The sequence below is a fragment of the Blastopirellula marina genome (assembly GCF_002967765.1).
Taxonomy (GTDB): Bacteria; Planctomycetota; Planctomycetia; order Pirellulales; family Pirellulaceae; genus Bremerella; species Bremerella marina_A.
On record NZ_PUHY01000015.1, the window covers coordinates 351,882 to 364,364 of the forward strand.

Genomic DNA, 12,483 nt, shown 5'->3' on the forward strand with positions numbered 1-12,483 from the left:
CTATTGCTGCTGCTGTGCTTGTTGCTGGGGCGATGGTGTTGCCACAACTGTCCCATCGGCTTGAATTCTCTTGGCGGCCGCTTGAACGGCACGAACGATTTTGTCGTAGCCTGTGCAGCGGCATAAGTTACCCGCCAAAGCGAAGCGAATTTCTTCTTCGCTCGGGTTCGGCTTTTTATCAAGCAACGCTTTCGCCGCCACGATAAAACCAGGCGTACAAATTCCGCATTGCAACGCGGCTCCTTCGAGGAAACATTGCTGAATCGGATGCAAGTGTCCTTGCTGGGCGATGCCTTCGATGGTTGTCAACTCGCGATCGGCTATTTCGACCGCGAGAACGATGCAGCTATTTACTGGCTCGCCATCGAGCAGCACCGTACACGCTCCGCAGTTCCCGTTATTGCAGCCTTCTTTGGCACCAGTTAACTGCAGAACGTCACGCAACACTTCCAGTAGACTTTGGCGCGGTTCACATAGAAAGTCATATGACTGACCGTTGATGGTGGTCGAAATAGCTGTTTTCGCTGGGGGCTTGCCTGGCATGCGGAGAACTTTCGAGCTTGGCTGCAAATTCTTAATGGGGATGGGCGACGATCACTTCGCCAGCCGCGCGACGCAAGGCAGTTTGCAGCGTGCGTTTCACCATCACGTAGGCTAATTGCTGACGGAATTCGATCGTGCCTCGCATGTCGTCAATCGGATGAGCATAAGTCGCAGCTTTTCTGGCTGCGGCTTCGATCGCCTCCTCGTTCGGCAATTTACTCATGAGCATGGCGGAGGCTTCGTCGGCTAATATTGCTGTCGGACCCACGGCACCTAAAGCGATTCGTGCTTCCGCGACCGTCCCATCCTTACCTAGTTCGACGTACGATGCCGCATTGGCGACAGCGATGTCCATTTCGTACCGCGGAATGAAACGCTGATACGCTGAGCCTGATTGGTTACCAGCCGGCGGAATGTAGATGGCGATCAAGAGTCCTTTGCCATGCATCACGTTTTTACCAGGACCGGTACAAAACTGACTCACAGGCAATTCTTGCACACCGTCCGAAGTGGCAAACTTTACCGTTGCCCCCAGTGCCAACAGCGCCGGAACGGAGTCAGCCGCAGGCGAACTATTGCAAAGGTTGCCACCAATGGTTGCTCGGGATTGGATTTGCCAACCGCCGATAATCTGAGTCGCATCACGGAGGGCCGTGTAAGATTCGGTCGCGGGACTGTTAAGAAACTGATTGCAGGTGACTGCCGCACCAAGAACTAATCCATTGGCGCCATCCATGCTCAGCTCGTTCAATTCGCTGATGTGCTTTACATCGATGACTTGGCTGGCATGCCGCAGATTTTCGCGAAGTTGAACGAGTATATCGGTTCCGCCGGCGAGGAAGACTGCGTTGCCGTCGCCAGAGGCTAACAATTGGGTCGCTTCCGGGACCGAGCGGGGCGCATGGTACGTGAACGATTGCACGCGAACTCCGTTTCATGAACTTGGGGCATTAGCTGGACGGCGCGTGAAATTAAACGCCAGAGGAGATGCTGCGATGTCCTCAATATCAAGAGTTGGCAGGGCAGTGTCAAGCAAAGCCAGTCGCGGAAGAACTAGGCGGAAGTCTATTCGTCGTCATTGATCAGAAAACGAGCGGACGCAAGCCCATAGCGTTTTTGATTTTCTTCTTCCCGCGTGAGTCTTGGATCACTTCCTGGTGATGCCTCTGCTGGAAGTTCCGCATAGGTCGCATTCGCGGTCGAGACACCTTCGGGTGGTTGATAACGCTCGGCAAAATATTCTTCCGAACAGGGGACGGGATCGCTCTTGGCGATTCCCAGAAACGCGGCGGTATCCAAAATCGAACCTGCAATAAAACGTCCCGGACCCAGCAAGCCATGCCAGAAAAGTAGTGTGCGATTCCAGTTATCGGAGTAATGAAATGGATCGTTAATGAGACCACCCATCCAGCCGAGGTTGTCCGTATCGGGGCTGGGGATAAAGAAGAAGGCAATCCCTACGTAAAGCATGACAATCCCGGACGAGACCGCCACACTTTGCCAGCCATACAAGGGAAGAAAATGGAATGGCACCCAGAAGAGACCGGCGGTCATCATCGTTGCGGCAAACAACTTAAAGCAGACCACGCCAGGGCTCGTTTGAGCGATATGTTCGGTATTGAGATCGACACTTCCGATCGGTTTCGGATCGTATTGCTCGCACCAATATTCATACAAGCTCATTTCCACATCACTCCCACGCAATCGCCAGACTTTTCTAAAGCCTATGCCACAATTGCCGGTTGTGTGCAGCGGAACAAATGTTGAGAGAAAGTCTCAATAGTTTACTAGTGAATTTTTATTGAGGGGGGAGCGAAATCTAGTTAGCGGACGACTACGATAGACACCAATGCGCGGAATCTGACGATTCCGCAGATTGCCTGTTTTCCTGCCTATTGTTGGAGAGAAATTGGTTATGAAGAAGTCTCTGCTCGTTGCGACCGGGCTGCTTTCCGTTGCTTTGCTATGCGGTGTTGTCATGGCAGATAAAGGGGAAGACTCGAAGTACAGCACCGAAGATATTATGAAGAAAGCCTTCAAGGGGAAAGATGCTCTCCTCGGTAAGGTCGTCAAGGGTGAAGCAGACGAGAAAGAATCGAAGCTCTTCCTAGAGATGGTCGAATCGCTCGGTAAGAACGAACCGCACAAAGGAAGCGAAGAGAGCTGGAAGGAAAAGACTTCCGCCCTACTCGCCGCTGCTAAAGCGACCGTCGAAAAGAAGGAAGGCGCTGCGGAAAAGCTAAAAAAGGCAGCCAATTGCAAGGCTTGCCACGACGAACATAAATAAGCAAACGATTACAAATTGTTTGAGAATTTGAAAAAGGCTCCCGGCCTTCTTGGCGGGGAGCCTTTTTGTGTTGGTTGCCAATTTGAGCGTCGTCCGGTAGCCTAAAAGGTTTGTGTGCCGCCCATTATTGTGGGCAATCTCCCCCTTAAGGAATCGCCATCCATGAACCGCGTCTGGATTCTCGGCTTAATACTCGTTGCTTTGCCCCTTTGTGTCGGCTGTCCCAGCAATACTCCTTCGCAGCCTACGTTAAAAGATGGCGGCTCTGGTTCGCAAACACCGGGCTTACCTGCGGACGATCCGGAAGCGGTCGCCGCTCTTGAAAAGCTGGGTGCCAAGCTCACCAAAGATAGCGAAGGCAACGTGACGCACGCAGACTTCACGACGATCGTGATCGAAGATGACAAAGTTTTCGAGCCCATCTCGAAGCTCGCTCACCTGCAAGTCGCGAAGTTCTACGGAGCAGAAATTACCGATCAGGTCACAACCTACATGAAGGACTTGACCCAGTTGCGTGATGTGACGTTCACCAACGGCGTGATCACGGATGCAGGTGTTGCCAACCTAACGAACTCGAAGGACCTATCGGCATTCGGGCTTCGTCGGACCAACATCTCGGACAAGGCGATCGAGATCATCTCGAAGTTCCCGAAGGTTCGCTACCTTGACTTCCGTTACTGCAACGTCAATGACGAAGGTATGCAGTACGTCAAAGATATGAAGAACTTGGAAGTCCTGCGTACGGAAGGCTCGTTCATTGGTGACGAAGGCTTGGCCAATCTGGCTGGCCTGTCGAAGCTCAAGTTCTTAAACCTCCGCGATAAGCGAATCACCGATGCCGGTATCAAGCATCTAGAGGGTCTGAAGAATCTGGAAACGCTGGAGCTGAACGAAGTCGCTTGCTCGAATGAAGGGCTTTCCTACCTGTCTGGTTGTACCAAGATGAAGAAACTTCATTTGTTCCGCACCAAGGTGACGGACGACGGCATGCAGTATCTCAAAGGCATGACCGAAATGGTCGACCTAAAACTGCGTCAGTCTCCCGTGCGTGGGATGACGATGGATCAACTGAAGGGGATGAAGAAGCTGAAAGACCTCGACGTCAGCGAAACACCGTTTGGTGACGAGGGTGTTGCGGTTGTCACCGAATTCGGGACTCTCGAATCGCTCAATCTCTGGAATACCTTCATCACCGATGCCGGTTTGGAGCCCGTGAAGAATCTGACGAACTTGAAGGAACTCAATCTGCAAAACTGCGGACTGAGCGATGCAGGTATCAAACATCTTGAAGGCATGACATCGTTGACCACCTTGGCACTCAAGGAAAACAGCTCGATCACCGAAGAGTCGGTTCCCGTTCTATTGACGCTAAAGAATCTGAAAAAGCTGACACTTAACTTCACGCAGATCTACGAAGATGGTGTCGAGAAGTTGAAGAAAGAGATTCCCGGTCTGGACGTCGAATACTAATATTCGCGTCGGGAAGAACCAGTCACAAAATCCTCCGTGAGTTTGGCTCACGGAGGATTTCTTTTGCGCTAAGCTTTCTTGCGAAGCGTCCGTAGGGCTCGGTGCGTGATTCGCTTTGTATGGGGCGAGTCATTCTCCGATCGCCAACGGTCACACAGGTCTTGCACAAAGTCCGGTCGTGTCTTGCTGGCATCGTTCAGCCAGTTGGCGACCGAGTCTTGAACGTACTTCTCAGAGTCTTCACGACAATGCGAGAGGAGTTCTTCAGCGATCTCGGGGCGTTGTTTTAGAGCGGGAATGTGTTTGCACCAAACGCCGCACGGACGTGAGACCTCGATTGCAAACCGACGAGCGAGGTAATTCTTGTGCTTTGCGAACGAATAGAGCCGTTCAATGTCGTTGACAATCGCATCGGCAGCCGGAAAGCGAACGCACATCCAAGCGATCTCCCGGACGCCCATGTTGCTATCCGTGGCGAACTTGCGAGCCCGCTGCAAACGTTTACTGAAGGTCAGGTTCGCATCTGCGGCATCCATGTAGGCCGCCCAGTTTCGTACGACATCGCTGGGATGCTCGGTCAACTCTTGATAGACCTTTTCTCGCGATTCGCTGTCCTCAAGCGTTTCGTGGAAAGCGGCACCGGTCGCGACCAATCGCTGCATAACTCCTTCCGAGGAGAGCCGTTTGATGGCCAAGGCGATTTTTTTGGCGTCCGCGTCGGCAAGCGATAATGCAGGACGGACAGCTTTGAAAAGTTTGACGTGGTCGATGACCAGAAACTCGACGAGGTTGACCGATTCCAGTTCCCCTCGATTAAGCGCGGTGACAACGTTCGACGGAACTTCGCTCCGTCGAACGGCACCTTTACGGGCACGCAGTGTTTCTAAGTCTGCCACATCAACGCCCTGGTTTTAGCTGCCGACGGTCGAATCGAATACACGAACCGTTTCCCAGTTCTCTTTGTTCTCTTCGATGAACTGTACGTGGCGTTCGGCGACCTGGTAGGCGTTTTGAGATTCGAGCGAATCGAAGACAACGTGCAGGGCAACCTGAAAGTCCCGATCATTGACGGGGCGATTCAATTCTTCGGTCAGCACTCCGGCGGCGAAGAAGACACAGCCAGGATGGCCGGACAAGTATTTCTGGCAGGCTTCGACGAGCTTCTGCTGAGCTTCAGGAGACTTATCCTTCAAAGTGAAGAAAACGTTGTGAGCGATTTGGGTCAGTTTTTCCATAGCAGGCAATTTGTCTTCTATGTGAATGAGGGGGAGGATAACGTAGAGCAATGCAATGTAGCGGTCGAGCACGTGGCTCACAACGCAGGCGCATGAAAAATGCCATGACGTGTTGATCATGGCATTCAATGTCCTTTTCGATCGAATCTAATCGCAAGTTCCTAGGACTTACGTCGGGCACTACCGATTCCGGCACGCTCTAACAAGGACTTGCCCAGGATTTCTTCGGCCACGTTGTTTTCGGCGGGAGGTGGTCCGGTGGCGCCTAGTTCAAGCGGATCGTAATGCAACTCATACTCATGCTTGGCAATCGCGATCACGGTACCTGGATCGATTCGCTTATCGGTCTCTCGTACCCGTTTGCCGTTCACCTTCGTGCCGTTGCGGCTGTTTTGATCTTCGACGAACCAGTAACCCTGCTTTACGTACAGCTGACAGTGATTACTCGAGACGTTGGCAAATCGAAGGACGACGTCGCAGGTTTCACGACGACCGACTAGGAGTGTTTTCTTCAAAAGTGGGATTGGATCGCCCCCACCGACGGGGACAAGCTCCCCAAATTTCTGACTCATTACAAGTGCCTCGTTCCGCTAGTGCCTGGAAGATAAGTCGTAAATCGATAAGAATACGGCAATCTTCACTCTATCAATTCCTAATCCCGAGTCAACGTTCATCAGTAGAGATTGATTTGTCTTCGGCTGCGAAATCGACCTGGCGCGAGGCCGGGCTCCGTTATTATGCGTATAGTTGGTATCTTCGGCAGCGATTCGGTGAACGAATCCAGAAGGTCAGCCTCGACGCAAAGTTCACTTGCCCAAACGTCGACGGGACGGTCGCCAAAGGGGGGTGTACATTCTGTGACAATCGCAGCTTCAGCCCCAGTCGCCGCGAGCCAATCCGGGATATCACCGACCAGCTTGCCAACGGCATGACACGGCTGAAACGCCGCTATAAGGTCGACAAGTTCATCGCGTATTTCCAACCGGCGACTAATACCTACGCTTCGGTCGACCGTTTGCGACCTCTCTATGAACAAGCGATTGACCACGAAAAGGTGGTTGGTCTCAGTATTGGAACGCGTCCCGACTGTGTGGCCGAGGACGTGATGGACCTCTTGGAAGAGTTTGCCGGTAGGACGTTCATGTCGGTTGAGTACGGCATGCAAACGATCCACAACAAGTCACTCGATTGGATGAATCGAGGTCATCATCATGACGCGACGATCGATGGCATCGAACGGAGCCGAGGTCGCGGCTTTGAGATCTGCCTACATGTGATCCTCGGTTTACCCGGAGAAACGCATGACGAGATGATGGCCACTGCCGCCGAAGTGGCCCGTTTGGACATCGATTCGGTGAAGATCCACAACTTGTATTGCGTGAAGAACACGAAACTAGCCGATCAGGTCGCTTCCGGCGAAGTCGCGTTGATGGAGCGTCAGGAGTACATTTCGACGTTGGTCGACTTCCTGGAGCGTATTCCCGAGAACGTGCTGGTGGAGCGAACAATCGGAGATGCCCCACCTCAGTTCTTCGTTGGGCCAAGTTGGTGTCTCGATAAGTCGGCGGTTCTCCGTGCGATTGACGATGAACTGGTCCGCCGCGATACATGGCAGGGCAAGTTTGCTTAAGCAACTAGGAAGACCGCTTGGCGCGCGAAAAAACCCAAGTGGATCGGTAAGCCGGGTTCTGTCCCGCAATGAATTGCGGTGATAGCCATTCCTCTAGGGCGGCGATTGCTCGACGCCTCAAGCAGCGTACCCGACGGTAAATGACGGGCCGGACGAGCCCGTGAGCGACTTGTTGTCAGGTCGCTCTTCCGCCTGTTTGCCTTGCTCCGGGTGGGGTTTACCAAGCCAGTCGAGTCGCCTCGACCGCTGGTGCGCTCTTACCGCACCTTTTCACCCTTACCGTTCTCCCGAAGGAGACTTAGGCGGTTTGTTTTCTGCGGCACTTTCCCTAATCTCGCGACCGGTCGACGTTATCGACCACCCTGTCCTGGGGAGCCCGGACTTTCCTCCCGTTGCCATCTAAAAAAGAAGGCAACCGGCGGCTATCTGATCCACTTGGGCAAGTGTTAGCATAGGTTAGATTGTGCTTGGTGACCACTTCCAGAAGCACTCTTGTTAGGGCTAGGAACGTGCATCGTGGGAAAAAGTTCGTTCCCTAGCATAAAATACTCGCGAAAAGAAGTTCTGAACTCATTAGAATAGAAGTCGTTAACCCTCCTTATCCATCCTCAACTTCTCGGGATACGTTGCACGATGCGCACTCTCTTCCCTCTCCTCCGGGTCGCCGCCTGCCTTTTGATGTCCACCTGTTTTGTCTTGAGCAGTTCGGCCGAAGAACGTGTTTACGAGCTTCGCACCTACACCACGAACGAAGGTAAGCTCGACAATCTTCATGCCCGCTTCCGCGACAACACAATGCGAATCTTCGAGCGGCATGGCATCGAGAATCATGTGTACTGGACCCCAGTGGGGGAAGGGGAAGACAACACATTGGTCTATATCATTTCGCACGCAAGCAATGATGCCGCCAAAGAAAGCTGGAATGGCTTCCGAGAGGACGCGGAATGGAAGAAAGTCGCTGCGGAGTCGGAGAAGGACGGGAAGATTTTGTCGAAACGGCCTGACGCCGTTTATATGGAACCTACCGATTTTTCCCCTCAGAACTTTGAGTCAGCTGACGAACCACGATTGTTCGAGTTGCGTACTTATACCACTGCAGAAGGGCGTTTGCCCGCTCTATTGAAGCGTTTCCGAGACGGCGAATTGAAGCTGTTCGAGAAGCAAGGCATGACAAATGTCGCTTATTTTACCCCTCAAGGCACGCCGAATACGCTAATTTATGTGGTGGCTCATAAGGACGAGGATGCCATGAAGAAATCTTGGGAAGGTTTCCGAAGCGATAAGGAATGGCAACAATTGTGGGAGAACTCGACGAAGGACGGCAAGATTGTGATTAAAGTCGATCGCCAGATCTTGCGACCGGTCGATTATTCGCCACTCAAGTAATTTGGTGAGGTAAGTTTGCTGCGGATTGCTTCTGCCAGAAGATGGGTCTGGATTAGCTAACTCATCAATTGTTCGTCGTGTCGGTCCACCGCTTTGCCCAGTCGCGCCTGAAGCAAGCGGAAGTAGGTTAGCCGTGGAATGAAAATCGAATTTCGTTGCCATAGTTGCCAGCAAAAGCTGAAAATCTCAGCTAAGGCAGCGGGTCTGCGACGAAGGTGTCCACGATGCCAAACGGAATTGGTCGTGCCGGCTCCCTCGGGGGGGCTGCATTCCGATAAGCCGAATTCGACGCTCCATTGGAACGACCGGCTTCCGGATGGTTCCGCTTCCGAACAGTGGAAAGCGCCGCCGCAGCGACCTTTCCCGGCTCCCTCGCAAAAAGAGGAGCACTTCGAGCGGCGGCTGCCGATCTCGGCTCCAGAATTCCCCTCGGATGGGTTGCGAATTCTCAAAGCGTTTGGTCCCCCCGTTAAAAAGACCGAGCCAACTTGGGCTTACAAACTGGGCGTTGCGGTCGTTGCGATGGTGATGATTGCCTTGCCGCTGGTCTATTTCACCTTCGTTGGAAGTATTTGCTACGCGATCTCCTGGTACTTTTCGGCAGGGCAATATGCGCTGTTGCCTGGCGCGAATATGGCTGTGGCGCGGTTATTTGTTGGTGGAGCCATCGGCGTGGTTGGAAGCGTCGTTGTCTTCTTTCTTCTGAAGCCGATTTTCGCCCGCCCGGTGAATGTGATTCGGACCCGTTCGATCACACCGCAAAGCGATCCTATGATGTTCGCCTTCGTTTCGCGCGTGTGCGACGTGGTAGGGGCTCCTTTTCCAACGCGAATCGATGTCAGTTACGACGTGAATGCTTCGGCCAGTTTTCGATCGGGGCTGCGAAGTATTTGGAAAGGGAACGACCTGGTGTTGACCATTGGGGTTCCCTTGGTTGCTTCGCTCACAATGCGTCAATTTGCCGGTGTGCTGGCCCACGAATTTGGCCATTTTAGCCAGGGAACTGGCATGCGGCTTACGTTCGTTATTCGCTCGATCAGCGATTGGTTTGCTCGCGTTGTTTTCGAGCGAGACGAATGGGACAAAGCCTTGGAAATGGTCTGCGGCCCGGAATTTCTCCCGTTGGCGGTCGTGACATGGCCAGCACGCTCGTGCGTCTGGCTATCGCGGCAGTTGCTGCGGTTGTTGATGAATATCGGCCTTCTCGTCGGCGGTTTTTTGCTTCGTGAGATGGAATACGATGCCGACCGATACGAAGCCCGTGTGGCCGGAAGTGACGAGTTCGTTCGCACGAGCTGGCGTATTCAGTTGGCGGGTTACGCTTGGCTGCATGCCCAGTCGCAAATATCTCAACTGGTCGATCGTGACATCATGATCGACGATGTAGCTCTCTTGGTTCGGCATCACATCGCGAGTATGTCGGATGCGATCATGGAACAAGTTCAACGCGAGAGCAAGTCAGGAAAAAGCGGCCTGTTTGATTCGCATCCAAGTGAAGCCTCGCGCTCGCAAAATGCGAAACGTGAGAATGCGCCTGGTATTTTCACTATCGAAGATGATGCGAGAAATCTGTTCGCCGACTTTGAGACGATGGCCAAAAATGTCACCTGGGACCTCTACTGCCAACTCCTTCGCCGAACGGTGAAGCGACAATCTTTGCAAGATACGCAAACTGTTCTCATGCGTTATCGAATCGGCGTCGGAACCGTTCGCCCATGGAACGAACCGGACTACTACTAGTAGGGCACGTTGCCTACAATCTTGTTAGCCAGAGTCGCACATTGCGGCTCTTTTGTTTTGTCGACTAGGCCACGGTTAACGGGATAGGCATGCCGTCGAAAGCACAACCGGTCAGATTACCGATCATTGGCTGGCGAGAGTGGGTCCAACTCCCCGATCTCGGCATTGCGAAAGTCAAAGCCAAAATCGATACCGGTGCTCGCTCCTCTTCTATTCATGCGTATGACTTGAAGTACGAAGAGCGAGACGGTGAGCAATGGGTCCGTTTCAAAGTCCACCCTCGTCAGCGAAGCTCGGCTGCCCCGGTCAGTACCCAGGCCAAGGTCCTGGAATTTCGCAAAGTACGAAGTTCCAACGGTCACGTGACGAAGCGACCGGTGATCCTCACAATCGTCGATTTGCTCGGCGAAAAGTGGGAGATCGAGGTCACGCTCGCCAATCGCGACGCGATGGGGTTTCGGATGTTGTTAGGTCGCGAGGCGATACGTGGCCGCTTGCTGGTCGACTCCGGGGCTTCGTATCTTTCCGGTGTCCCCAAACGCCTCAAAGGAAAAAAGGGGACCAACGGAACACCGGCAACTCGAAATTCTGAGAAGCCTCAACGTGATGCCTCCTAGTAAACTGGTTGCCTCTCGGCAAAATGTCTCTACCATGACGCTGGTAGGTGACGCCCCTTCCGCCCGTCTTACCACCTTGCGGGTGGCATTTTTAGAAACCTGTCCAGATGGATATGCGACGTTATGAAGTTAGGGATTCTATCGTGCAACCGAAATTGCTACAGCACTCGTCGGTTGCGCGAAGCTGCCGTGGAACGAGGGCACGAGGTCAAGGTGCTCAATACGCTGAAGTTCGCAATCGATCTGGAACAGGGCGAGCCTGACCTTTATTTCCGTTCCAAACAGCTCACATCCTATGACGCGGTGCTGCCCCGGATCGGTGCATCGATCACTTATTTCGGCACGGCAGTGGTACGCCAGTTCGAGCAAATGGATGTGTTTCCGGCGAACAGTTCGTCTGGCATCACAAACTCACGCGACAAACTCCGTAGCCTTCAAATTCTTAGTCGGCATCACATCGGGATCCCTCAAACCACATTCGTCCGGGATCGAGCAGACATCCTGCCCGCGATTGAACGTGTTGGTGGTGCCCCAGTCGTTATTAAGTTAATTGAAGGTACGCAGGGGGTCGGCGTTATCTTGGCCGATTCGGTGAAGATTGCTGAGGCGATCATCGAAACCTTGCACAGCACGCGACAAAATGTGCTGGTTCAGAAATTCGTTGCGGAAAGTCGTGGACGCGATGTGCGAGCTTTCGTGGTAGGCGACCAAGTTGTTGCCGCAATGCGCCGTGTTGCGCAGGGGACCGAATTTCGTAGTAACGTTCACCGCGGCGGCTCGACGGAACCTGTCGAACTCGACGATCAATATCGCGAAACGGCAGTTCGTGCGGCTCAGATCATGGGGCTACGTGTGGCTGGCGTTGATATGCTCGAGAGTTCCAGCGGCCCTCAGGTGATGGAGGTGAATTCTTCACCTGGGTTGGAAGGCATCGAGCATTGCACGAAGCTCGACATTGCTGGTGCCATCGTTGATTACATCGCCGCACAGGTCGATTTCCCAGAGATCGATATTCGTCAGCGTTTGACTGTAAGCCGTGGTTATGGCGTGACGGAGTTGCGAATTCCAGAGGGTTCGGAATATTGCGGAAAGACGATCGATGCGTCTGGTCTGCCAGATCACGATATTAACGTACTAACGCTCTATCGCGGCACTTCCGTCATTCCCAATCCGCGATTGAAGCGAACTTTAGAGCCGGGCGATCGCTTGTTGTGCTTTGGAAAATTGGACGCGATGCGAGGTTTGATTCCTGAGAAGATCATCAAGCAGCGACGACCCAAGGTTAAGAAGTTGTCGAAGAAGGCCTTTAAGGGGGAATGACGCTTCCCCGTTTCGTCTAATTATGAAGAACGCCGCTACTTCAAAGCTTGCCTGAATCAATACGCAAGCTCTTGCTTGTTCGCAGTGTTCCCGGCCAAATTTGCTCTCAATTGAAACGCGTTGCACTCTTGCACGCGTTCTGATGTTGGTAACAACCCTGACAATCGCGCAGCTGCGGTTGCCCGTGTTGCCAGTACCGAGTCCGAATTCTGCTCACGCTCGAAGTGTGAGAAATACGGTTGAATTCCAACATCA

Annotated in this window: 13 protein-coding genes and 1 other RNA gene; 7 read left to right on the forward strand and 7 right to left on the reverse strand. The window is 53.1% G+C overall.

Features of this window, described 5'->3' with window-relative positions:
- From C5Y83_RS25940 to C5Y83_RS25950, 3 genes are all read right to left on the reverse strand, one after another.
- Window positions 1-543 carry a (2Fe-2S)-binding protein gene (locus C5Y83_RS25940; protein ID WP_105332701.1) on the reverse strand — a complete coding sequence of 181 codons (543 nt, stop codon included), beginning with the start codon at window positions 541-543 and terminating at the stop codon, window positions 1-3.
- A gap of 31 nt (window positions 544-574) precedes the next feature.
- Window positions 575-1,465, reverse strand: coding sequence for an FAD binding domain-containing protein (locus C5Y83_RS25945; RefSeq protein WP_105332702.1), 891 nt, complete (start codon window positions 1,463-1,465; stop codon window positions 575-577).
- 143 nt (window positions 1,466-1,608) lie between these two features.
- Window positions 1,609-2,226, reverse strand: a complete 618-nt coding sequence (locus C5Y83_RS25950; protein ID WP_105332703.1) for a hypothetical protein — start codon at window positions 2,224-2,226, stop codon at window positions 1,609-1,611.
- 232 nt (window positions 2,227-2,458) lie between these two features.
- On the opposite strand from C5Y83_RS25950, the gene C5Y83_RS25955 reads away from it, so the two are divergent.
- Window positions 2,459-2,830 carry a hypothetical protein gene (locus C5Y83_RS25955; protein ID WP_105332704.1) on the forward strand — a complete coding sequence of 124 codons (372 nt, stop codon included), beginning with the start codon at window positions 2,459-2,461 and terminating at the stop codon, window positions 2,828-2,830.
- A 162-nt stretch (window positions 2,831-2,992) separates the two neighbouring features.
- Window positions 2,993-4,300 (forward strand): leucine-rich repeat domain-containing protein, encoded by a 1,308-nt coding sequence (locus C5Y83_RS25960; RefSeq protein ID WP_105332705.1) that lies wholly within the window; start codon window positions 2,993-2,995, stop codon window positions 4,298-4,300.
- A 68-nt stretch (window positions 4,301-4,368) separates the two neighbouring features.
- Here the strand turns inward: C5Y83_RS25960 and C5Y83_RS25965 are convergent, their stop codons facing one another.
- The 3 genes from C5Y83_RS25965 to C5Y83_RS25975 form a co-directional block, all read right to left on the reverse strand.
- On the reverse strand, window positions 4,369-5,196 hold the full coding sequence (locus C5Y83_RS25965; RefSeq protein WP_105332706.1) for a DNA alkylation repair protein: 828 nt from the start codon (window positions 5,194-5,196) through the stop codon (window positions 4,369-4,371).
- A gap of 15 nt (window positions 5,197-5,211) precedes the next feature.
- Window positions 5,212-5,535, reverse strand: a complete 324-nt coding sequence (locus C5Y83_RS25970; protein WP_105332707.1) for a Dabb family protein — start codon at window positions 5,533-5,535, stop codon at window positions 5,212-5,214.
- A gap of 161 nt (window positions 5,536-5,696) precedes the next feature.
- On the reverse strand, window positions 5,697-6,107 hold the full coding sequence (locus C5Y83_RS25975) for an FHA domain-containing protein (RefSeq protein ID WP_105332708.1): 411 nt from the start codon (window positions 6,105-6,107) through the stop codon (window positions 5,697-5,699).
- Window positions 6,108-6,223: 116 nt separating this feature from the next.
- Here C5Y83_RS25975 and C5Y83_RS25980 point away from each other — a divergent pair, with 116 nt between their 5' ends.
- Window positions 6,224-7,165, forward strand: a complete 942-nt coding sequence (locus C5Y83_RS25980; protein ID WP_233207364.1) for a TIGR01212 family radical SAM protein — start codon at window positions 6,224-6,226, stop codon at window positions 7,163-7,165.
- Between the two features lie 31 nt (window positions 7,166-7,196).
- On the opposite strand, the gene rnpB is transcribed toward C5Y83_RS25980, so the two are convergent.
- Window positions 7,197-7,603, reverse strand: an RNA gene (gene rnpB, locus C5Y83_RS25985) — RNase P RNA component class A.
- Between the two features lie 195 nt (window positions 7,604-7,798).
- On the opposite strand from rnpB, the gene C5Y83_RS25990 reads away from it, so the two are divergent.
- The 4 genes from C5Y83_RS25990 to C5Y83_RS26005 all read left to right on the forward strand — a co-directional run bounded on the left by C5Y83_RS25990 (window position 7,799) and on the right by C5Y83_RS26005 (window position 12,228).
- On the forward strand, window positions 7,799-8,551 hold the full coding sequence (locus C5Y83_RS25990) for an NIPSNAP family protein (protein WP_105332709.1): 753 nt from the start codon (window positions 7,799-7,801) through the stop codon (window positions 8,549-8,551).
- Window positions 8,552-8,794: 243 nt separating this feature from the next.
- Entirely contained in the window at window positions 8,795-10,291 is a 1,497-nt protein-coding gene (locus C5Y83_RS25995) for a M48 family metallopeptidase (protein ID WP_158262524.1), read from the forward strand.
- An 89-nt stretch (window positions 10,292-10,380) separates the two neighbouring features.
- A complete protein-coding gene (locus C5Y83_RS26000; protein ID WP_105332711.1) occupies window positions 10,381-10,908 on the forward strand; it encodes an ATP-dependent zinc protease in 528 nt (175 codons plus the stop codon).
- Window positions 10,909-11,031: 123 nt separating this feature from the next.
- Window positions 11,032-12,228 carry a RimK family alpha-L-glutamate ligase gene (locus tag C5Y83_RS26005; RefSeq protein WP_105332712.1) on the forward strand — a complete coding sequence of 399 codons (1,197 nt, stop codon included), beginning with the start codon at window positions 11,032-11,034 and terminating at the stop codon, window positions 12,226-12,228.
- Window positions 12,229-12,483: the final 255 nt, after the last annotated feature.